This is a genomic window from Ruegeria sp. AN11 (genome assembly GCF_056536005.1).
This window is the reverse complement of the sequence record NZ_JBQFJD010000001.1, coordinates 2,872,967-2,895,372: the sequence shown is the minus strand read 5'-3', so window position 1 is coordinate 2,895,372 and position 22,406 is coordinate 2,872,967. Positions and strand designations below refer to the sequence as shown.

Here is a 22,406-nt window from a genome sequence, read left to right as displayed (position 1 = left end):
CTATATGGTGGCGGTATGCCAACCCGTGGCGTGTAAGGAAACCCCATGTCTCTTGGAACGAAAATCGCGTGGGACGACACCGTCCTGCCCTTTCAACTCGATGTATCGGATATGCGCGGCCGCGTGGCCCGTCTGGATGGCGTTCTGGACGGCATCCTGAAACAGCACGACTATCCCGAAAAGGTCGAGGCATTGGTGGCCGAGATGGCCCTGCTGACCGCGCTGATCGGACAGACCGTCGCGTTGCGCTGGAAGCTTTCGCTGCAGGTACAGTCCAAGGGTGCGGTGCGGATGATCGCAACGGATTATTACGCGCCTCAAAAAGAGGGTGAGCTTGCCCGCATCCGCGCTTATGCAAGCTTTGACCGCGATCGGCTGACCGATGCCGCGCCGTTTGATCAGGTGGGCGAAGGCTATTTCGCGATTCTGATCGACCAGGGTAAAGGCACACAGCCCTATCAGGGCATCACACCGCTGGCCGGCGGCTCGCTTAGCGCCTGCGCCGAGGCATATTTTGCGCAATCCGAACAATTGCCAACCCGGTTTTCACTGAGCTTTGGCAAATCGACTGAACCCGGCGTCGGCGAACACTGGCGCGCGGGCGGTGTCATGTTGCAGCATATGCCCAAGGCCTCGCCCTTTGTGGCGAGCAGTCAGGGCGAGGGCGAAATCCTGACGGCAACGGATTTGGTCGACGGCGAAGAAGGCGAAAACTGGGGCCGGGTCAATATCCTGCTGGATACGGTCGAAGATCTGGAGCTCATCGGGCCCTCGGTGGCACCCACGGACCTGCTGATCCGTCTGTTTCACGAGGAACAGCCCCGCGTTTATGACGCGCAAGCTGTGCAGTTCGGCTGTACCTGTTCCGAGGACCGTGTACGGCAGAGCCTGTCGATCTATTCCGCCAAGGACATCGAAAAGATGACCACTCCCGAAGGTCAGGTGACGGCTGACTGCCAGTTCTGTGGCGCACATTACGTGCTTGACCCCGAAACCGTGGGTTTCGATGCCAAAGAGTCCGGCGGTGCATGACCTGACTGAACAGCTCAGGGCGGCCCTGCGCCGACCGGGCGGTGGGTCCAGCGATTTTGACCTGAACCCCGATGCGGTTCTTCCGCCCGGGCGGAAACTGCGTCCTGCGGGTGTGCTGGTGCCGATTTCGCTGGTCGGGGAGCAGCCGCGCCTGATCCTGACCAAACGGTCGTCGGCCCTGAAACACCATCCCGGTCAGATCGCCTTTCCGGGTGGCAAGCAGGACGGTGACGATGCCGACGTCACCGCCACGGCCTTGCGCGAAGCCCGCGAAGAGATCGCGCTGCCACCTGAACTGCCCGAAATCCTGGGACACCTGCCCGCGCATGAGACCGTGACATCGTTCCAGGTGACACCGGTCGTCGCCATATTGCGGCGGCCTTTCACCCCGATCCCCGAGCCCGGTGAGGTGGAGGAAGTTTTCTCGGTTCCGCTTGCACATGTCCTCAACCCTGCGAATTATATCGTGGAATCGCGTCGTTGGAGGGGCCAAAGACGGCACTATTTCACAGTTCCGTTCGGTCCCTATTACATCTGGGGCGCAACGGCCCGCATGTTGCGGGGATTGGCAGCACGGTTGAATGAATGAAGCGGATTGTTGAACCCTGGGTTACGGAACCGGCAACGCAGAAGGTCTGTGCGGCCCTGACAGAAGCCGGGGCGCAGGCGCTGTTTGTCGGTGGTTGCGTGCGCAACGCTTTGTTGGGCGAACCGGTGTCGGATATCGACATCGCCACAGATGCGCCGCCGGAACGGGTCATGCAGCTTGCCCGGAAAGCGGGGCTCAAGGCTATCCCTACCGGGATTGCTCACGGAACCATAACGGTTGTTTGTCACGGCATCGCGCATGAAATCACCACGTTCCGCCGGGACGTGCAAACGGACGGTCGCCGGGCCGTGGTGGCATTTTCGGATAAGGTGGAAGAAGACGCCGCCCGCCGTGATTTCACCATGAATGCTATCTATGCCGCGCCGGACGGGACGGTTCGTGACCCGTTGAACGGCCTGCCGGATCTGAAGGCGCGCCGGGTCCGTTTTATCGGAACCGCCGAACACCGCATTCGCGAGGATTACCTGCGATCCCTGCGCTTTTTCCGGTTTCACGCCTGGTATGGCGATCCGCAGGCCGGGTTCGATCAGGATGCGCTGGCGGCGATTGCGGCTAACCCGGACGGGCTGCGTCAACTGTCGCGCGAACGGGTCGGGGCCGAGTTGCTGAAGCTGCTGGCAGCCCCTGATCCAGCACCGTCGGTGGCGGGAATGCGAAGTACCGGCGTTCTGATGCAAGTGCTGCCCGGGGCGGATGACCGATCTCTGGCACCGCTGATTGCACTGGAACAGCAGGCTGGCGCCTCCCCTGACGCAGTGCGCAGGCTGGCGGCCATTGCAGCACCCGAAGACGCCGCGACCCTGCGCCTTAGCCGGGCGCAACTGCAGCGGCTGACCCGAATGCGGGAAGAGGCCTCGGGGACCGCAAGCGTGGCCGAGTTGGGTTATCGCTATGGCGAAGAGGGTGGATTGCATGAAACCCTGCTGCGCTGTGCGTTGCTGGAACAACCCTGGTCGGATGACCTGAAACAGCAGTTGAAAGCTGGCGCGGCGGCCCGTTTTCCAATCGGTGCAACGGACCTGATCCCCGATTTTTCCGGGCCCGCACTGGGCCAGAAACTTGCCGAACTGGAGCGCCGTTGGATCGAGTCGGGCTTCCGGCTAAGCCGCAAAGAGCTGCTTGCCGATTAGCGCGAGGTCTCAAAAAGGGATGACAAGTCAAATCGTTTGTGGTTACTTGCCCCTGTCACATGGATGGAGGAATGCGAATGTATTACGGGATCTGGTTCGGCTAAAGCCGGAACACTTTGACCCGTAAGGGTGGTGTTCTGGCGCCATCTTTCTTCGCACGCCCCTAGTTTATGCTCAATCGGAGCACTCTCCATGTTTCGCTATTTCGAAAACCTTGTTGACCCTTTTGTCGCCTATACCGAGACCGACACACCGCCGACGCGGCTGTGGCCGTTCATGCTGGACTATTCGAGCCCGTTCTACAGAATCTTCGTCTGGACGGCGCTGATTTCCGTCATCGTGGCCGGGGTCGAGATCGGTCTGATCTACTATATGGGGCGCGTCGTGGACCTGCTCAGCGGATCGCCCACCGAGGTTTGGCAGGCGCATGGAACGGAACTGATCCTGATGGCGATCTTTGTCCTGTTCTTGCGGCCTTTGTTGCATGTGGTGGACGTGCTGTTGCTGAACAACGCGATCCTGCCGAATTTTGGCACACTGATCCGGTGGCGCGCGCATAAACACGTGCTGCGCCAGTCTGTTGGCTGGTTTGAAAACGACTTTGCCGGACGTATCGCAAACCGGATCATGCAAACCCCTCCGGCTGCTGGCGAGGTGATTTTTCAGGTCTTCGACGCGATTTCCTTTTCGCTGGCCTATCTGATCGGTGCGGCAATCCTGCTTTATGCGGCAGACGCGCGTCTTCTGATCCCGCTGCTGATCTGGTTCGCGCTCTATGCAGCTCTGGTCCGGTGGACCGTGCGGCGAGTGCAACCGGCGTCAAAGGCGGCGTCTGATGCGCGCTCGAACGTGACCGGGCGGGTGGTGGACAGCTACACCAACATCCATTCGGTGAAGATGTTCGCGCACGATACGCAGGAGCTCGACTACGCCCGCGAAGCGATCGAGGAAACGCGGCGGACCTTTCAGATCGAGATGCGGATCTTCACCGTGATGGATGCCGTTCTGGTCACGCTGAACGGTCTGCTGATCGTCGGCGTTGTGGGCTGGGCCATTTCCCTGTGGATGCAGGGCAGCGCAACGGTCGGTGTGGTTGCCGCCGCCACCGCCCTGACCTTGCGGCTGAATGCCATGACCGGCTGGATCATGTGGGCGCTGACCAGTTTTTTCCGCCAGCTCGGTATCGTTGCCGAAGGGATGGAAACGATTGCGCAGCCCATCGACTTGCTGGACGCACCGAAGGCCGACGATTTGCAGCTGACCAAAGGCCAGATCGAAATCCGCGACCTGTCGCATCACTATGGCCGTGAAACCGGTGGTCTGGATCACGTCGATTTGACAATCCGCCCGGGTGAAAAAATCGGCCTGATCGGGCGGTCGGGGGCCGGGAAATCGACCCTGGTCAAGCTGCTTTTGCGGTTTTACGACGTCGAGAGCGGTGCAATCCTGATCGACAATCAGAACATCGCCAACATCACGCAGGGCAGTCTGCGCAGCCACATCGGCATGGTCCAGCAGGACAGTGCGCTGTTGCATCGATCGGTGCGGGACAACATCCTCTATGGTCGACCCGACGCCACGGAAGATCAGATGATCGCCGCCGCCAAACAGGCCGAGGCGCATGACTTCATCCTTGACCTGCAGGACCCGCAAGGGCGCACCGGCTACGATGCCCATGTCGGTGAACGCGGAGTGAAACTAAGTGGCGGTCAGCGTCAGCGGGTCACGCTGGCGCGGGTGATCCTGAAGGACGCGCCGATCTTGTTGTTGGACGAGGCGACTTCTGCCCTAGATTCCGAGGTCGAAGCCTCAATTCAGGAAACTCTTTACGGCATGATGCAAGGTAAAACCGTAATCGCCATCGCCCACAGGCTCAGCACCATCGCGCAGATGGATCGCATTCTGGTGATGGATGGGGGCCGAATCGTGGAACAGGGCAGGCACTCTGAACTGCTGTCGCAAGGCGGGCTTTACTCGCAGTTCTGGGCGCGGCAGTCTGGCGGCTTCCTGAACCCTGAGGCTGCTGAATGAGGCTTGCAAACCTCATCGACCCATTCAAAGGCTCTGAAACGCCCCCACCGCAGAAGTTGGGGGCGTTCATTCGCTGGTGCCTGGCGGGGTCCTGGCCGATTCTGTTTGTGGCGGCGTTCCTGTCCATGCTGGGCGGAGCAGCAGAAGTGGCCACCGCGTGGATACTGGGAAAGGTGATCGACATTGCCACCACCAGCGGGCCGGAGAACCTGTTTGAAGAACGGAATCTGTGGGCCTTCGGTGGTGCCGCAATCTTTTTGATGCTGTTGCGGCCGATCATCGCGGCCTTGTCGTCCTTCTCGAACAATTACGTTGTGATGCCCAACATTACGCCGCTGGTTCTGGCCCGGTTGAATCGTTGGACGCTGGGCCAATCGACGACCTATTTCGACGACGATTTTGCCGGCCGGATCGCCCAGAAACAGATGCAGACGTCGAATGCAATGGCGTCAGTGGTGTCGGATGTCATCAGTGCAATCGTTTTTGCGCTGGCCTCGCTTGCGGGATCTTTGCTTTTGTTAGGGTCGATTCATCCGCTGGTCATGCTGCCTTTTGCCGGATGGCTTGCGGTGTATCTGCTGTTGATCCGATGGTACTTGCCACGCATCCGCCTGCGTTCAGCCGCGCGGGCAGGAGCCCGGGCAATGGTGTCCGGGCAAGTGGTGGATACCATCACGAACATCAAGACGGTCAAACTGTTCGCCCATTCCGACAACGAGGATCAGGCCGCACGTGACGCCATGATGACCTTGCGCGAAAGGTCACTGGATTTCGGTTGGCTCTCGGCCAGTTTCCGATCCATCCTGATGGCGTTGGCAGGCGTGTTGCCAGTGCTTTTGCTGGGAGCCACGCTTTGGTTGTGGCAGGCAGGCATTGCCACGGCGGGCGACATCGTCGCGGCAGGCGCGGTGTCGATCCGGATCGCGCAGATGACAGGCTGGGTCAGTTTCACGCTGATGGGCCTTTATGCCAATGTCGGCGAGATCGAGAATGGCATGAAGACACTGACCAGGCGGGACCGGATCGAAGACCGCAGCGGCGCAACGCATCTGAGCGTCACTGAAAGTCGCATCTCTTTTGAAAACGTCAGTTTCGCCTATGGTCGGGATATCGGCGGGGTTGCAGACCTGAACCTGACCGTCGCGCCCGGCGAAAAGCTGGGTGTGGTTGGTGCCTCGGGGGCCGGAAAATCGACTTTGGTTTCCCTGCTGCTAAGGCTTTATGATCGGGAAGAGGGCGCAATCCTGATCGATGGTCAGGACGTTTCTAAGGTGACGCAGGACAGCCTGCGCAGCCAGATCGGGATGGTCACGCAGGAAACGGCGATGTTCAACCGCTCGGCCCGTGAAAATATTCTGTATGGCCGACCCGACGCCACGGAACCCGAACTGATCGCCGCCGCGCGGAAGGCCGAAGCGCATGAATTCATCCTCGGGCTTGAGGATGCGCAGGGTCGAACCGGTTATGAAGCGCATCTGGGGGAGCGGGGCGTCAAGCTTAGCGGTGGTCAGCGCCAGCGAATCGCGCTGGCCCGCGCCATTCTGAAGGATGCGCCGATACTGGTTCTGGACGAGGCAACCTCGGCCCTGGATTCTGAGGTTGAGGCATCGATCCAGGCCGCCTTGCATCGCGTCATGCAGGGCAAAACCGTTCTGGCCATCGCGCACCGCCTGTCGACCCTGATCGAGATGGACCGGATTATCGTGCTGGATCATGGGCGCATCGTGGAAAGCGGAACCCACGAGGCGCTGCTGGAACAGGGTGGTCTTTACGCCCGGTTCTGGCACCGTCAGTCGGGCGGCTTCATTCAGGCCGAAGCGGCGGAATAAGGCGCAAAGCGTTCAGTCAGGGGTTTTGTTGCGGGCGCAGCCCCGGTAACAGGCCACGCATGACGCAGCAATTCATCATCACCCGTCTTGGCCATCAGGGCGACGGCATCGCCGAAGGCCCGGTCTACGCGCCGCGCGCCCTGCCGGGAGAAGTGGTCAGCGGTACGTTGCAGGGCCAGATTCTCGGCGATATCCGCGTGGACACCCCATCGGAAAACAGGGTCAAGGCGCCGTGCCGCCACTACAAAGCCTGTGGCGGATGCCAGTTGCAACATGCAGCCGACAGTTTTGTAGCGGACTGGAAGGTCGAAGTGGTGCGCAACGCGCTGGCCGCACAGGACCTGAGCGCGCCCATGCGTCCGATCCATACGTCGCCGGAACGGTCGCGCCGTCGGGCAACAATCGCGGTGCGTCGAACAAAAAAGGGAACGTTGGCCGGGTTTCACGGACGTGCCTCGGACACGATCACCGAGATCCCCGATTGCCAGTTGCTCGACCCGGCGCTGGTCGCTGCCATCCCCATTGCCGAAGCGTTGGCCGTTCTGGGCGGCAGCCGAAAAGGCGTGCTGGCCGTGACGCTGACATTGTCCGAGGTCGGCCTGGATGTATCCGTTCAGGGCGGCAAGCCGCTGGACGGCCCGCTGGAACTGGCGCTGGCGCAGGCGACTGAGGCAAACGGGCTGGCAAGACTGGCCTGGGATGGCGAGGTGATCGCCATGCGTACGCCTCCGTTCCAGAGGTTTGGTCAGGCGGAAGTCACCCCGCCGCCCGGCGCATTCCTGCAGGCCACGAAGGACGGAGAACAGGCTCTGATACAGGCGGTTTTGCAAGCCACGCAGGGCGCGAAGCGCGTCGCCGATCTGTTTGCGGGTTGCGGTACGCTCTCGTTACCGCTTGCGGAACAGGCCGAGGTTCACGCCGTCGAAGGCGAAGCGGCGATGACCAAGGCGCTGGACCAGGGCTGGCGCAAAGCCAAAGGTCTGAAACGGATCACGACCGAGGCCCGCGATCTGTTTCGCCGACCCCTGATGCCGGATGAGCTCAAGTCCTTTGACGCCATTGTGCTGGACCCGCCTCGTGCGGGCGCGCAGGCGCAGGTGGCCGAACTGGCGCAGGCGCTGCGTCCGGTCGTGGCCTATGTGTCCTGCAACCCCGTGACCTTTGCGCGGGATGCAAAAATTCTTGTTGATGCCGGATATGCCCTTGAATGGGTACAGGTCGTTGACCAATTTCGGTGGTCGTCACACACCGAACTTGCCGCGCGGTTCACTTTAGGCCCAGCACAATGATCAGACCGGAGATATTCACAATGGGGATCACCCAGCGCCTTTCGACTGTTATCGAAGCCCCGGCATTTGGGCGTTTCATCACCGGTGTCATCATCTTTAACGCCATCTTGCTGGGCATGGAAACTTCGCCGAGTCTGATGGAACGCGCAGGCCCCCTGATCGTGACGCTGGACAGCCTGTGCCTGACAGTCTTTGTGGCCGAGATTGCCATGAAGCTTGTGGCAACCGGTCGGCGGTTCTTTCAAAGCGGCTGGAATATTTTCGATTTTCTGATTGTGGGTATCGCCCTCATTCCCGGTGGTGCGGGCCTGTCAGTGCTGCGGGCGCTGCGTATCCTGCGGGTTCTGCGTGTCATTTCGGTGGCCCCGCGCCTGCGCCGCGTTGTCGAAGGGTTCATCTCGGCGCTTCCGGGTATGGCCAGCGTGTTTCTGCTGATGGCGATCCTGTTTTATATCGGCGCCGTCATCGCGACCAAGCTGTTCTCTCAGTCTTTCCCGGACTGGTTCGGTGATCTGGGCCTGTCCGCCTATACGCTGTTTCAGATCATGACGTTGGAGAGCTGGTCGATGGGCATCGTCCGCCCGGTGATGGAGGTCTATCCCTACGCGTGGATTTTCTTTGTGCCCTTCATCATGGTCACGACCTTTGCCGTGGTGAACCTGCTGGTCGGTCTGATCGTCAACTCGATGCAGGATGCCCACCATGCCGAGGATGAAGTCAAAACCGATGCCTACCGCGATGAGGTTCTGGAGCGTCTGGAAACCATCGAGCGCCACCTGACCAGGCAGTTGAACAGCAAAAAGTGATTTCAAATTTCGCGTTTTCTGGCATAATCATCGCAAAAAAGCAGAAGCAGGCAGTGAATAAATGGATCGTCGAGTATTTGGATTAGGGGCGATGGCGACGCTGGCCCTTTCGGCATGTGCATCCGCCAACCCGAAATTTCTGACATATCGCGGACCCGAGGTGACGTCGCTGGTCGTCAACAAGGGCGCGCGCAAGCTGTATCTGTTGCACAACGAACGGATACTGAAAGAATACGATGTCGCGCTGGGCTTTGCGCCCCAAGGCACCAAGACAAAACGCGGCGATGGCCGCACACCCGAAGGGTCGTACCTGATTGACCGCCGTAACCCGCGCAGCCGCTATCACCTGTCGATCGGGATTTCCTACCCGAATTCGGAAGACATTGCGCAGGCCAAAGCCGCAGGCGTCGATCCGGGCGGCGACATCTTCATTCATGGTGAGCCCAGCCTCAGGTCAGAAATCCGCCGCTCCCGTAAGACGCCCGACTGGACGGCAGGCTGTATCGCCGTAAAAAACAAAGAAATCGAAGAGATTTACGCGATGGTGAACAAAGGCACGCTGATCACCCTGCGCCCCTGATCCTAGATCGGTTTCCAGTCTCCAAACCCGAATTGCTGATAGTCGCGCTGGTAGGTTTCGACCGCCAGCGCTTCCAGTTCTGTGTCATAAATCTGATCCAGCGCGTAGGGGGTGTCCGGCGCACATGTTGCCGGTTGGGGGGGTGACGGATGGCCCGTTTTACGCGCCAGTTCCGGCAGGGCGGCGGCCAGGTCATCTTCCCGCAGGATCAGATCGGGCAGCGCAAAGGCCGACATCCCCTCCAGCGCCTGCGCCTGACTGCACCAAACGCCGTCCACCCGAATGGACGTTTGCCCGGACAGATTGTGGAGCAGGAACTTCAGAAAGGCCGCAAACGCCTGATAGTGCTGTTCCAAGGGGTAATTACCGTCGCGGATCTGGCCGGGAATGGGCAGTTTGAAACGGTTGCGCAGGGTATTTCGGATGGAAGCATAGGCGCCTGGATCGGTACTTAGAATCTTTGAACAGAACGCGGTATGGGCCCGCGCCAAAGGGTGGCGCAAGACACTGAATTTTCGGTGTCCGGGGTTGGCTTCCAGCCATTGCCGGATTTGCCTGCGATTGCGGTTCGTGACCGGCGCGCTGCCATCAAGATCGGCCATCCAAGCCGTCACCACGTCGTCGTTTCCGCCGCGCAGGGGAAGATACATCAAAGGCGTCCGGGCGGCAGTGACGTATTGGCCTACTGCCGGCCCACGGCGCGGCTCGAATCCCGGGTTACGATGCAGGTTGAACGTGTCCATTCCGGACAACGCCTGTTCCAATTCCTCAGGGTTTGTGACTTTGGAAAGGGCGGGACCGGGATTCTGGGGTTTGAGCGTGTCGTCCAGCGCCGTCAGCCGCGCCTGTACCCCCAACCACGATGCCAGCCCGTTCAGAATATCCAGTCGGTTAAGGTCGTCATAGGCCAGGAAAAATGCGGTCTGCCCGGTTTTCTGCAGCTGGTTCAGCAACAACAGTTGAAATTCCTGCTGCTGATCCAGGTAGTCCGAGAACTCTTCAGCCTGAAACGTGACCAGAGCATCGCGGCGGCGCTTTATGTTTTTCAGTTGCCATTGCATGGTCTCCCGCGCAATTTTCAGTGAGATGTAGCTGTCCAGCGGATTTCGCGTCAGAACAATCTTGGCACAGCGCGGGTCGTTCAGCGCAGGCTCCAGCACGCGGGGATCGTGTCCCTGAAAATAGCGAAACCCGTTCAGTGCGCCGGGGGCTGCTTTGATGGCGTCCAGTAACAGGTCGGGATTTTGGTCGCGTTCGTCCAGCGAAACACCCAGCAATTCCTCGGACTTCAATCGGCCGATGAAATACGGATTGAACGCCTCTCCGTGGCAGGTCACGCCCTCCAGTGCGTTCAGATTGGCTTCCAGCAGGTTGGATCCCGTGCGCATGGCGCCAAGAACGATGAAGTAATCCCAGGGACCAGACATGGCGACTTATTGAACCAAATAGGGTTTTCGGAACGGTTTGGTCTGGCTGCCAAACACGTCGTCTACCGGGAAATCGCCCATCAGATACGGGTGCATTCCCTGGTTCTTCAGGTTTTGCAGGAATTGCCCGAAGCCCGACAGATCAACCATCTTCGGCGCCTCAATCAGGTGGCTCGGTTGCTGGGTCCCGATCTCGTCTATCACCTCGTGCAGCGCCTCGATCGGAGATTCGACAAACTCTGCCAGACACCAGGTGCGCACCCGCGCCTTGGTCCAGACCGAGGTCAGAACCTCAAGCTGTTTGCTTTCGATCTGTTGCAGGCGCGCGGCCTCGTTGCGGATGTCGGCGAAGTTCCGGTTCGACCGGAACAGAGGAATTGCCCAGGCTCCGGTGATCACTGAAATCTGTGCGTTCTTGTCGCGCGCCAGAAACCAGTTGATATCCTGCGTGTCCGCCGGGCCGAACTGAAAACACTGTCTTTCGCCGCGAGTATTCCAGATCAGGTTCGACAGGAAAGCCTTCGTGTTGTAGTCGCGCAATGTCGCGCAATCGCTGAGTGCGCCGTTGGTGATCGTCTGATCACCTGCAAACTCTGCCCGTTCAGGGCTGAACACATGACCATGCACGCGTGTGTTTGTCGTGTTTTCCAGCCAGGTTTCGAAATCTTCAAAAAGGTCGGAAAAGCCCTGAAATACCGAATATGGAAACGACGTCAGGCCGTTTTCGCTGCCATGTCGGGGAAACCGGCTTTGCATGTACAGCCCGTCGCGCCCGCGCATGCGCCGCTCGACCGCTTTGGAAAACACCCGGTCGATCTTGCCCGGATTTGGCTCGGCCGGTTTCATCGCCCCAGCCTGATCGGTCAGAAACGACTGATACAGCCGGTCGGCCTTCCACCAGATCTTGCGGGCCACAAAACAGTCCGAACGGCGCAGCAATTGCAGGTGGTCATCATAGAATATGTGCGGCCGACCCTGATAATCGAACTTGGACAAGGTCAGCGAGCGGCTTTCGATATGCGTGGAATAGAGCCTTGCCAGCGTCTGGAAATAGCTTTCATCCGGTATCCAGACGCGGCGGAAATAGCGGTCATACACGGGGCGTTTGGGGTCCTGCAGGATGGCCGACAGGGTCTGCCGTGTCAGGCACCACCACTGGCTGCCCATATGCGGGACCAGCCCGTCCGGGATACGCCGCCGCAAGCCCAGAGCGCGTTGAAGTTTGACGTAAGTATCAAACAATTTGCGGCGCTTGCGCCAGGAAAACGGGAATCGCAGGGTGAACCGTTCATGATCCAGACCGCCGATGGTCCAGCTGACATCGGCGGTGGTCGCGCTTTCGATGAAATCGACGCGCGGGCGGTCCGACAGATAGTCGATCAGCTCCTGCACGGGCCGCAGGGGCAGACAGGCCCCGGACGACAAAAATACGTGACGCACATCCGGGAACTGTTCAAGCATCAGCGTCGCCGCGCATTGCGAGGCTGCGACGATGCCCCAGCCGCCCCATTCGCAGGCATGCCGGTCCGAGAATACAATCAGGGGATTGTCGGCGCAGGCCTCGGAAAACTCGGCAAATGCCTTGTCGGGAACCTTGCGATCCACGTGGATCACCACCGGGCAGCCGGACGCTGTCCAGTGACGCGCGACCTGCTCGGCCCGATCCAGTGCTGTATGCACCAGCATGACGACGCCCAGACCGCTCATGCCCAGTTTCCTTTCGACATGAGGCCCAGAATCTCAAGCTGTCTCCAGTTGATGTATTTCTCGGACCAGTCGCACCAGAAAACCGGTTTGCCTTCCAGCCGCTGGGCATAGGCCCGGTACTCGCCCGAGCCGCGATAATGCTGGCCGCGCTGTAGTTCTTCGCGCGCCTTGTCGCCCAGAGTGTTGATCAGCTTGGCATGCAGCAACGCGCCGCTGGCCTTTTCACCGCCCCATTCGTCATAGACCTGGTTCAGCCCGCGCGGCAGCAGGGAATGGGTCGAGCTGACATAGACATAGCGCTTGTCCCATTTGACAAGTGGTATCTTATTCAGCGCCGGAGCTTTTGAGGGGTTGTCCTGAAAGAACACCCGCGCGCGGGGGCCGCCCTGAATCCACAGATTTCCATAATCGGGGTTCCGGGTAATCATGTAGTTGCCCGAGTCGAACCAGTTCGCGATTTCGAACGGATTCTGCCCTTCTTGATATGGCGCCTCTTCGACCGGACCCTGCGGATACATGTCGATCAGCATGGTGCCAAAGCTGCGTACGGCGCAGCCATCCAGCCAGTCCGTCAACGCGCGGATCGGGCGGGTGTCACAAAACGGGTAAATGAAGAACTCATCCGGGTCGACCGTCAGGACCCAGTGATCGGGCGCGTATTTGCGCAGCAGATAGTTGGACCAGTCCAGACCAAAGGATGCGCGCTTATAGCTGGCCTCGGCCTGCCAGACGGACACATCCGGCTGCGCCTCAAGAAAGGCGCAGGTTCCGTCATCGCTGTCGTTATCGACAAACAGGAAGTGATTGATGCCCAGGTTGCGATAATAGTCCAGAAAGAACGGCAGCCTGATCTTTTCGTTGCGTACAACGCTCATCAGCAAGACATCGCCACGTTGTATTTGCGCGGTGTTGTTCGAAACCGCGCGCAGCTCGCTTCGTTTGCGCACACAGCGCACCAGACGGCGCTTGCGCCGAAGCCTCATTCTATATGAATCCAACAGGCTCACGCGACTGCCCAACCCTTATTATTACGCGAGCAGGCCCGGGGCCTGTTCAAGCCTGAGTTGATCCGAGCCATTGCCGTTTTATGCCACCTTTGCATCTTGCGAGGCAACGGGTTTAAAAGTTGTTAGCCGGGGGCGTTGCAATTCTGTCGGGAAGGCGGCAATTCAGTTCCAGCCCCCGTCATTCATCAGCCCCAGCGCGCGCAATTGCTGCCATCCGGCGTAGTGCTCTGATCGCTCTGTCCACATGACAGGCTGCGCAATTATGCCATCGTAATATGGCCCGAATTGGTCCGGATCATGAAAATGCTGACGCCTGGTCTTCTCGGTTTCGGACCTGTCGACGACATCCGGCAGGAATTTGGTGTGCAGCAGGATACCCGAGGCCGCAGTCCCCCCCGGGCCGTCATAGGTGGTGTTCAACCGGCGCGGCAGCGCGGAATGGCACGAGTTTACAAAGGCATAATGCCGGGACCAGCGTACCAGAGGGATCTTGTTCAGCGTGGGCGACCGACGCGGGGCATTTGAGAAAAACATCCTCTCGCGGGCTCCGCCCTGCACCCAAAGATTACCCAGCGGGCTTTGACGCTGCACCCGGTAGGGACCGCTGTCGAACCCGTCCAGTACCCGGGTCGGATCGGTCTCGGGGTCATAGCCTTGATCCCCCAGCGGCCCTTGCGGATACAGATCCAGCATCAGCGCACCAAAGGCATCCTGCCCGTGCGACTCCAGCCATGCGGTCAGATCATGTAGCGATCTGGTCTCGTGATGGGCGTAAATCAGCAACTCGTCCGCATCAGCCATCAGAGTCCAGTGCCCGTGCCCGTATCTCATCTGCAGCCAGGTCAGCCAGTCCAGGCCAAACCGCGCGGCACGGTAGCTGGCCGTCGTGTTCCAGACCGAAACATCTGGTTGTTCCAACAGATATTCGGTCGATCCGTCGTCGCTGCCGTTATCCACGATCAGAAAATGATCCACGCCGTGGGTTCGGTAGTGTTCAAAAAACCACGGCAGCCGCATCATCTCGTTGCGCAGTGTGATAAAGGCCAGAATATCTCCCTTACCGATTTTCTCCGTCCGGTCCTCAAGACAGGACAGCTGGCGGCGGCTTCGGAATGAGCGCCACAAGAGCCTGCGGCGTTTCAGCCGCAACCGGTACATCTGCGCCCAGCCAATGGATGGCAGATCCTGTACCGGGTGCGCGGTCACATGACCCTCATTTCTCGTAGTGTCCGGTCTGGTGCCAGCGCCACGCGTCCCTGACAATTGTCTCTAACGTTGATCTTTTCGGCCGCCAGCCCAGTTCCTGTTCCGCCCGGTCCGAGCCCGAAACCAGCCGCGTACAATCCCCGGCGCGACGGGGTCCGATCGTATAGGGCACTGTTCGGTTGGTGACCGCGCCGGATTGCTCGATCACTTCCATCACCGAAAACCCGGACCCGGTGCCCAGGTTGAACACCCGGTTGCCTTTGCCGTTTTCCAGCCATTTCAGTCCCAGAACATGGGCATCGACCAGATCGCAGACATGAACGTAATCGCGGATACAGGTGCCGTCCGGCGTATCGTAATCGGTTCCGAACACGGTCAGACCATCCCGGTTGCCGTCGATGGCATCCAGCATCAGCGGCACCAGATGGGTTTCGGGCCGGTGAAACTCGCCAACTTCTGCGTCAGGATCAGCTCCTGCAACATTGAAATAGCGGAAAATGACGTGATTCAGCCCGTGCGCGGCCCCGAAGTCATGCAGAATATCCTCAATCGCGCGTTTCGAGGAGCTGTAGGCATTCACCGGGTTCTGTGGCGCGTTTTCGTCCAGCACTACGTTGTCCTGATCGCCGTAAGTGGCACAGGTCGACGAAAAGACGAAATCCAGACATCCGGCTTCGACGGCTGCTTCGATCAGGTTCAGCGAACCGGTGACATTGTTCGCCCAGTATCTGCCGGGTTGCGCCATCGCTTCGCCCACCTGGCTGAGGGCGGCGAAATGCATCACCGCAGCGGGACGGTATTTGGCAAACACGTGATCCAGCCTGTTTCGGTCCAGCAGATCACCATGCTCGAACGGGCCGAATTTCACTGCGTCCCGCCAGCCCGTAACCAGATTGTCATATGTCACAGGCGTATAGCCAGCGGCAGCAAGGGCCTTGCAGGCATGCGACCCGATATATCCGGCTCCGCCGGTGACAAGAACAACTGTCATGGGTGATCCAATTTCCGAATGTCAAAAAACAATAGGCCATGAACGGAAGCGGTGAAATGGGGAAAAACGTTCAATCCAACCCCATCGCGGCCATCATTTCTTCGATCTTGGGCACGTCCTGCGGGTTGTTCAGTTCCCAGAACTGGCGGCCCTTGGCCTCAACCTCCACGCACAGAACCTTGCGGCCGTTCTCCATGAACCGAAGCTGCTCCAGTCCTTCCAGTTTCTCCAACGGCCCCACCGGCCAGTCGGGATAAGCGGCCAACGCATCGGGTCGATAGGCATAAACACCCACGTGATGGAACACCGGGGTTGGCTCGTCACCCGCATAAGTGGCCGTGGTAAAGGGGACCACCTCTTTCGAGAAGTACATTGCGCTGTGATCTGCCCCAAAAACGGCGGTTGTTCCGCCGACCCGTCCGTTCCTGCGATCATTCAGCAGGCTGTTCAGCGCATCACCGTCACAGCGCAGGACCGGCGTGGCCACACCCGCGTCAGGGGCCGTGCGCAACCCCGCGATCAGATCTTCGACGAACCAATGCGGTGTCAGCGGTGCGTCTCCCTGCAGATTGACGACGATCTCGTAACCCGAACCCAGATTGGCATGGGTTTCGGCGCAGCGTTCCGTGCCGTTGCCGCAGGTCTCGGATGTCATGACCACTTCCGCCCCAAACCCTTCGCACACGTCACGAATGCGGTCATCGTCTGTGGCCACTACAACGCGGTCCACGCCGGATACCGAACACGCAGCGCGCCAGGATCGTTCGATCAGGGTCATGGACACGCCATTTGCACCGGTCAGCGGCACCAGAGGTTTGCCCGGATAGCGGGTCGACGCGTAACGGGCGGGGATTGCGATCAGTACAGACATCAGGCTTCCTTCAGTTCCACACCCGGAGCGTAGGCAATGAAGAACGGATTTGCATAGTCTTCCTTGCCATAGCTCAGCGGTGAATGATCGTCGAAGCGAACGACCTTGCCCCCGGCGCCGGCCAGAACCGCGTGTCCGGCGGCGGTGTCCCACTCCATCGTGCGGCCAACCCGTGGATAGATGTCGGCCTCGCCAGTGGCCACAAGGCAGAACTTGAGCGACGAGCCGGCGCTTTTGCTGTCCTTCACCTGATATTTGTTGATGTAATCCTCGGTCGCCTGGTCCCGATGCGATTTCGAGGCCACGACCAAAAGGGCGGAATTGTCCGGTTCAGACACTGAAATTGGCGTAACGTCCCCGATAATGTCCATCTCAAGCCCACCTGTTTCTTCGACCGACCGGCCATCGGCCTGCGTGTAGAACATGCGGCCCCGGGCAGGTGCATAAACAACGCCGCGCGTGGGAATGCCGTTTTCCACCAGCGCGATATTGACGGTGAAATCACCTCGCCGGTTGATGAATTCCTTGGTGCCGTCCAGCGGGTCGACGATCAGGAACGTGTCGCCCTTCTGCGTGTGCGAGGCCGCCTGTTCCTCGGTCACCAGCAGGGTATCGGGAAAGGCTTCGCGCAGGCCGGCCGAGATTAGGGCATCTGCCGCCTCGTCCGCTTCGGTCACGGGGCTGCTATCGGATTTGACCTTCACGTCGAAATCATCCGCCTCATAAATCTGCATGATCTTGTTCCCTGCTTGCAGGGCAAGGCGTCTGATGACGGGAATTAACGCGTCGTAGGTCACAAAAATGCTCCGTTCCTGGGATTTGTTGATCCAATGTCCTGTTGGACTTATGATGTGACGGTTACGGAACGGCAAGAATTTCGTGCCAGTTTTTGGGCAAAGAAGCAGGAAAGACGCGTCGGGTGTTTTATTACAAGCGCAACCAAACGCTTTTGGGCGGTGCCTTCACCACGGCGGAACTGGTGTTTCACGCCGTCGTGCGGCAGATACGCTCGCAGCATTCGAATGCCGTCATCGCGATTTTCATCAACATCATGCAGATCGTCATTCTGGCCACGGTCTTCTACCTGATCCTGTCATTCATGGGGGGACGGATTGCCAAAATCCGCGGCAACTTCGTGCTTTACATGCTGTCGGGCGTTTTCATGTTCATCATGCATGTAAAGTCGGTATCCGCGATTGCCGGTATTGCGCCGGGGAACAATCCGATGATGCTGCATTCGCCGATGAATCCGATGATCATGCTTTTGGCGGCGGCCTTCGGAGCGCTTTACACGCAGCTCGTTTCAATACTGGTGATCCTGTTCGTGTATCATGTCGCGGTTGAACCTTTGGAAATTCTGGACCCAGGCGGCGCTTTCGGAATGCTGATCCTGTCTTGGTTTGTTGGATGCACGGTGGGATTGAACCTGATGGCCCTGAAGCCGTGGTTTCCAAGGACGGCGGAGATGTTGAAAAACATCTATCGGCGTCTGAACATGGTGTTCTCGGGCAAGATGTTCGTCGCCAATGCGCTGGGCGGCTATATCCTGATGATGTTCGCCTGGAACCCGCTGTTTCACATCATCGACCAGGCCCGGGGCTTCATTTTCCGCAACTATTTTCCACGGAACACAAACTGGGAATATGCCTTATGGGTCGGCATAGCGCTGCTGATGATCGGGCTGTTGGGTGAGTTCTTTACACGCAAGCACGTGTCGCAAAGTTGGGACGCACGCCGCTAACGGGCCACCCGCAGCGTCAGGTTGATCCGCCCGCCTTTTGGCAAGAGTTTGGAAGATCCGAAACGGATGCGATCGATCCCGTGATAGGTCAGCCGTGCCGGCCCGCCCATGATGACAACGTCGCCCGAACTCAGCCAGATCGACTCGGTCTTGCCGCCTCGGGTGGTGTTGCCGATCCGAAAAAGCGCATCATCCCCCAGCGAAACCGAAAGAACCGGCCAGGAAAAATCGGCCTCGTCCTTGTCCTGATGCAGACCCATCCGGGCGCCTTCCCCGTAATAATTGATCAGACAGCAATCGGGGTCGCGTTCGCGGCTGGCAAGGTCGTGCCACAGGTTCAGGATCGGCTCGGGAATGTCGGGCCAGGCCTTCCCTTGCGGGTGCTGTGTTTGATACCGGTAGCCATCCCGGTCCGTGACCCAGCCAACGGCCCCGGCCGAGGTCATGCGGACCGACATCGCCTTGCCTTGCGGCGTCACCGGCCGCACCAGTGGCGCTGCTTTCAGAATCGGGCGCAGCGTTTCGATCAGTTGCGTCTGGGCCGATGCATCCAGCCAGCCCTTTCTGATGTCGAATCCGCGCAAAATCAGCCGGGCCATCCCAGAATCCTCAATCCTTGCCAAAACCTTGCCGAAAAAGGCCACAAAATCCCGAAAACCTGCGTTTTACACCGCTTGCAGGCCTTTCGTCGCGCCCTTATATACGCCGGGACGCGCAATGGTGTAGGGCCATTACGCAATGCAGATCGGGGCAGGGATGCCATAACGGGTCCCGGCCTCGGGACATCGCCTTGAAGAGAAAGGGATTGAAAATATGGGTAAAGTAATCGGGATTGACCTTGGTACCACAAACTCGTGCGTGGCCATCATGGACGGCTCGCAGCCGAAAGTCATCGAAAACGCCGAAGGGGCGCGGACCACGCCCTCGATCGTCGCCTTCACCGAAGATGAGCGACTGGTCGGTCAGCCCGCAAAACGTCAGGCGGTCACCAACCCCGACAACACGATCTTTGGCGTTAAGCGTCTGATCGGTCGTCGTGTGGATGATGCCGAAGTCGAAAAAGACAAGAAAATGGTGCCGTACGCCATCGTTGATGGCGGCAATGGCGACGCGTGGGTCCAAGCCCGCGGTGAAAAGTACTCCCCAAGCCAGATTTCGGCCTTCACTCTGGGCAAGATGAAGGAAACAGCCGAGAGCTATCTGGGTGAGGAAGTCACGCAGGCTGTCATCACCGTTCCGGCATACTTCAACGACGCGCAGCGTCAGGCCACCAAGGACGCCGGCAAGATCGCCGGCCTGGAAGTGCTGCGGATCATCAACGAACCGACAGCTGCCGCGCTGGCCTATGGTCTGGACAAGAAAGACACTCAAACCATCGCGGTCTATGACCTTGGCGGCGGTACTTTCGACGTGACCATCCTGGAAATCGACGACGGCCTGTTCGAGGTCAAATCGACCAACGGTGACACCTTCCTGGGTGGTGAAGACTTTGACATGCGCATCGTCAACTACTTGGCGGACGAGTTCAAAAAGGAACACGGCGTCGACCTGTCTGCCGACAAGATGGCGCTGCAGCGTCTGAAAGAAGCTGCTGAAAAAGCCAAGATTGAGCTGTCCTCGACCTCGCAGACCGAAATCAACCAGCCGTTCATCTCGATGGGTTCGAACGGCCAGCCGCTGCACATGGTCATGAAACTGACCCGCGCCAAGCTGGAATCGCTAGTTGGCGACCTGATTAAGAAGTCGATGAAGCCCTGCGCGGCCGCTCTGAAAGACGCCGGTCTGTCGGCTGCTGACGTGGACGAGGTTGTTCTGGTCGGTGGTATGACCCGGATGCCGAAAGTGATCGAAGAGGTGACCAAATTCTTCGGTAAAGAGCCGCACAAAGGTGTGAACCCGGACGAAGTTGTTGCCATGGGTGCCGCCATTCAGGCCGGTGTTCTGCAGGGCGACGTCAAAGACGTGGTTCTGCTGGACGTGACCCCGCTGTCGCTGGGCATCGAAACCCTGGGTGGCGTGTTCACTCGTCTGATCGACCGCAACACCACGATCCCGACCAAGAAGTCTCAGGTCTTCTCGACGGCCGAGGACAACCAGAACGCCGTAACCATCCGCGTGTTCCAGGGTGAGCGTGAGATGGCTTCGGACAACAAGATCCTGGGTCAGTTCAACCTCGAAGACATCCCGCCGGCACCGCGTGGCATGCCGCAGATCGAGGTGACCTTCGACATCGACGCCAACGGCATTGTCTCGGTTTCGGCCAAGGACAAAGGCACCGGCAAGGAACAGAAGATCACCATCCAGGCCTCGGGCGGTCTGTCCGACGAGGACATCGAAAAGATGGTCAAGGACGCGGAAGAGAACGCGGAAGCCGACAAGGAACGCCGCGAGCTGGTCGACGCCAAGAACCAGGCGGAAAGCCTCATCCACTCGACCGAGAAGTCGATGGAAGAGCATGCCGACAAGGTCGACCCGACCACCATCGAAGCCATCGAGCTGGCAATTGCCGCGCTGAAGGACGAGCTGGAAACCGAAAACGCCGACAAGATCAAGTCGGGCATCCAGAACGTTACCGAAGCGGCCATGAAACTGGGCGAGGCCATCTACAAGGCGCAGTCCGAAGAGGCCGAGGATGAACCGGCAGCTGCGGACGCCGCTCCGGGTGATGACGATATTGTCGACGCCGAGTTCGAAGATCTGGACGACGACAAGCGTAACTAACGGGTAACCGGGCCAATTCGGGCCGGTCCGGATACCGGGCCGGCCCGTTTACGTTGAGGCAGAAGGAAACACTGATGTCAAAACGCGACTATTACGATGTACTCGGCGTGTCCAAGGGTGCATCGGCGGACGAGATCAAGAAAGGTTTTCGCAGGAAAGCCAAAGAGTTGCATCCCGACCGCAACAAGGACAACCCGGAAGCCGAGGCGCAGTTCAAGGAAGCGAACGAAGCCTATGACGTTCTGAAAGACGCAGAACGCAAGGCCGCCTATGACCGCTTTGGCCATGCCGCGTTTGAAAACGGCATGGGTGGCGGTGGCCGGCCCGGCGGCGGCTTTGGTCAGGGCGATTTCTCCAGCGCGTTTTCGGACGTGTTCGACGACCTGTTCGGCGATTTCATGGGTGGCCAGCGCGGTGGCGGTGGCCGTCGTGCCGCACGCGGTTCCGACCTGCGTTACAACCTGCGCGTCTCGCTGGAAGAGGCGTTTGCGGGTCTGCAAAAGACTATCAACGTGCCCGCTGCCGTGGCCTGTTCGGCCTGTGACGGGTCGGGCGCTGAAAGCGGCGTTGAACCGACGACCTGCCCGACCTGTTCGGGTATGGGCAAGGTCCGCGCGCAACAGGGCTTTTTCACCGTTGAACGCACCTGTCCGACCTGCTCGGGATTGGGTCAGATCATCAAGAATCCGTGCAAATCCTGCGGCGGCGCGGGGCGCGTGGAAAAAGAACGGGCACTGTCCGTCAACATCCCCGCCGGTGTCGAAACCGGCACCCGTATCCGTCTGGCGGGTGAGGGTGAGGCCGGAATGCGTGGTGGCCCCCCGGGCGATCTGTACATCTTTGTCGAAGTGTCCGATCACAAGCTGTTTGAGCGTGACAGCATAAACCTCTATTGCCGCGTGCCGGTCAGCATGGCCAAGGCCGCTCTGGGTGGTTCGATCGAAGTGCCCACCATCGACGGCGGTCGTGGCCGGGTGCAGATCCCGGCAGGCAGCCAGTCGGGCCGCCAGATGCGTTTGCGTGGCAAGGGAATGCCCGCCCTGCGTGGCGGTGGCGTGGGTGACATGTTCATCGAACTGGCTGTGGAAACACCGGTCAACCTGACCAGTCGACAGAAAGAACTGCTGCGTGAGTTTGACGATCTGGGAGAGGACAACCACCCGGAATCAAAAAGCTTTTTCTCGTCGGTCAAGTCCTTCTGGGATGGCATGAAAAGCTAAGGGAACCGCTTTCCCGACCAAAGCCGCCCGGTTTCGGGCGGCTTTTTTGTTGCAGGGGGCGCTGCCCCCGCCGCCCTTTGGGCGCCTCCCCCGGGATATTTTTGGCCAGATGAAGGAAAGATCCCTTGTTCATCTGGCCCCAAATATCCCGGAGCGCGAGGCAGAGCCTCGCAAATACCTTTGGCCTTACCCAAGGTGTCAGGGTGGC

General features: G+C 59.4%; 19 protein-coding genes. 11 read left to right on the top strand and 8 right to left on the bottom strand.

Annotated elements, in window-relative coordinates; all coding sequences use genetic code 11:
* Positions 1–45: 45 nt before the first annotated feature.
* The 8 genes from hslO (at position 46) to ACR3EQ_RS14215 (ending at position 9,307) form a co-directional block, all read left to right on the top strand.
* Positions 46–1,032: an Hsp33 family molecular chaperone HslO gene (gene hslO / locus ACR3EQ_RS14250; protein WP_170612717.1), complete on the top strand. Its 987-nt coding sequence runs from the start codon at positions 46–48 to the stop codon at positions 1,030–1,032.
* Positions 1,007–1,621 carry a CoA pyrophosphatase gene (locus ACR3EQ_RS14245; protein ID WP_170612715.1) on the top strand — a complete coding sequence of 205 codons (615 nt, stop codon included), beginning with the start codon at positions 1,007–1,009 and terminating at the stop codon, positions 1,619–1,621. Before hslO ends, ACR3EQ_RS14245 begins: the two co-directional genes overlap by 26 nt.
* Positions 1,618–2,772 (top strand): CCA tRNA nucleotidyltransferase, encoded by a 1,155-nt coding sequence (locus tag ACR3EQ_RS14240; protein ID WP_480490997.1) that lies wholly within the window; start codon positions 1,618–1,620, stop codon positions 2,770–2,772. The genes ACR3EQ_RS14245 and ACR3EQ_RS14240 overlap by 4 nt, the downstream gene beginning before the upstream one ends.
* Before the next feature lie 192 nt (positions 2,773–2,964).
* A complete protein-coding gene (locus tag ACR3EQ_RS14235; protein ID WP_480490995.1) occupies positions 2,965–4,803 on the top strand; it encodes an ABC transporter ATP-binding protein in 1,839 nt (612 codons plus the stop codon).
* A complete protein-coding gene (locus ACR3EQ_RS14230; RefSeq protein ID WP_480490993.1) occupies positions 4,800–6,632 on the top strand; it encodes an ABC transporter ATP-binding protein in 1,833 nt (610 codons plus the stop codon). Before ACR3EQ_RS14235 ends, ACR3EQ_RS14230 begins: the two co-directional genes overlap by 4 nt.
* A 59-nt stretch (positions 6,633–6,691) precedes the next feature.
* Positions 6,692–7,921 carry a methyltransferase gene (locus tag ACR3EQ_RS14225; RefSeq protein WP_170612707.1) on the top strand — a complete coding sequence of 410 codons (1,230 nt, stop codon included), beginning with the start codon at positions 6,692–6,694 and terminating at the stop codon, positions 7,919–7,921.
* A gap of 20 nt (positions 7,922–7,941) precedes the next feature.
* Positions 7,942–8,727 (top strand): ion transporter, encoded by a 786-nt coding sequence (locus ACR3EQ_RS14220; protein ID WP_170612705.1) that lies wholly within the window; start codon positions 7,942–7,944, stop codon positions 8,725–8,727.
* 61 nt (positions 8,728–8,788) lie between these two features.
* A complete protein-coding gene (locus ACR3EQ_RS14215; protein ID WP_170612703.1) occupies positions 8,789–9,307 on the top strand; it encodes a L,D-transpeptidase family protein in 519 nt (172 codons plus the stop codon).
* A 2-nt stretch (positions 9,308–9,309) separates the two neighbouring features.
* Here the strand turns inward: ACR3EQ_RS14215 and ACR3EQ_RS14210 are convergent, their stop codons facing one another.
* The 7 genes from ACR3EQ_RS14210 to cysQ all read right to left on the bottom strand — a co-directional run bounded on the left by ACR3EQ_RS14210 (position 9,310) and on the right by cysQ (position 17,313).
* The gene (locus ACR3EQ_RS14210) at positions 9,310–10,734 is read right to left on the bottom strand and encodes a nodulation protein NodH (RefSeq protein ID WP_480490991.1); all 1,425 of its coding nucleotides are present in this window, start codon (positions 10,732–10,734) and stop codon (positions 9,310–9,312) included.
* Positions 10,735–10,740: 6 nt separating this feature from the next.
* Positions 10,741–12,441, bottom strand: a complete 1,701-nt coding sequence (locus ACR3EQ_RS14205) for a DUF5927 domain-containing protein (RefSeq protein WP_480490989.1) — start codon at positions 12,439–12,441, stop codon at positions 10,741–10,743.
* Positions 12,438–13,424, bottom strand: a complete 987-nt coding sequence (locus ACR3EQ_RS14200) for a glycosyltransferase family 2 protein (protein WP_480490987.1) — start codon at positions 13,422–13,424, stop codon at positions 12,438–12,440. Before ACR3EQ_RS14200 ends, ACR3EQ_RS14205 begins: the two co-directional genes overlap by 4 nt.
* Before the next feature lie 186 nt (positions 13,425–13,610).
* On the bottom strand, positions 13,611–14,654 hold the full coding sequence (locus ACR3EQ_RS14195; RefSeq protein WP_480440951.1) for a glycosyltransferase family 2 protein: 1,044 nt from the start codon (positions 14,652–14,654) through the stop codon (positions 13,611–13,613).
* A gap of 7 nt (positions 14,655–14,661) precedes the next feature.
* A complete protein-coding gene (gene galE, locus ACR3EQ_RS14190) occupies positions 14,662–15,645 on the bottom strand; it encodes a UDP-glucose 4-epimerase GalE (RefSeq protein ID WP_170612695.1) in 984 nt (327 codons plus the stop codon).
* Between the two features lie 70 nt (positions 15,646–15,715).
* The gene (locus ACR3EQ_RS14185) at positions 15,716–16,516 is read right to left on the bottom strand and encodes a 3-deoxy-manno-octulosonate cytidylyltransferase family protein (protein ID WP_170612693.1); all 801 of its coding nucleotides are present in this window, start codon (positions 16,514–16,516) and stop codon (positions 15,716–15,718) included.
* On the bottom strand, positions 16,516–17,313 hold the full coding sequence (gene cysQ, locus ACR3EQ_RS14180; RefSeq protein WP_480490984.1) for a 3'(2'),5'-bisphosphate nucleotidase CysQ: 798 nt from the start codon (positions 17,311–17,313) through the stop codon (positions 16,516–16,518). The genes ACR3EQ_RS14185 and cysQ overlap by 1 nt, the downstream gene beginning before the upstream one ends.
* A 122-nt stretch (positions 17,314–17,435) precedes the next feature.
* Here cysQ and ACR3EQ_RS14175 point away from each other — a divergent pair, with 122 nt between their 5' ends.
* Complete coding sequence (locus tag ACR3EQ_RS14175; protein ID WP_170612689.1) at positions 17,436–18,257, top strand: ABC-2 transporter permease; 822 nt, start codon at positions 17,436–17,438, stop codon at positions 18,255–18,257.
* Here ACR3EQ_RS14175 and ACR3EQ_RS14170 read toward each other — a convergent pair.
* Positions 18,254–18,856 carry an alpha-ketoglutarate-dependent dioxygenase AlkB gene (locus tag ACR3EQ_RS14170; RefSeq protein WP_170612687.1) on the bottom strand — a complete coding sequence of 201 codons (603 nt, stop codon included), beginning with the start codon at positions 18,854–18,856 and terminating at the stop codon, positions 18,254–18,256. The genes ACR3EQ_RS14175 and ACR3EQ_RS14170 overlap by 4 nt on opposite strands.
* Before the next feature lie 214 nt (positions 18,857–19,070).
* Between ACR3EQ_RS14170 and dnaK the strand changes: the two genes are divergently transcribed.
* Positions 19,071–20,978: a molecular chaperone DnaK gene (gene dnaK, locus ACR3EQ_RS14165; RefSeq protein ID WP_170612685.1), complete on the top strand. Its 1,908-nt coding sequence runs from the start codon at positions 19,071–19,073 to the stop codon at positions 20,976–20,978.
* A 74-nt stretch (positions 20,979–21,052) separates the two neighbouring features.
* Entirely contained in the window at positions 21,053–22,198 is a 1,146-nt protein-coding gene (dnaJ, locus tag ACR3EQ_RS14160) for a molecular chaperone DnaJ (protein WP_170612683.1), read from the top strand.
* The last annotated feature ends 208 nt before the right edge of the window (positions 22,199–22,406 follow it).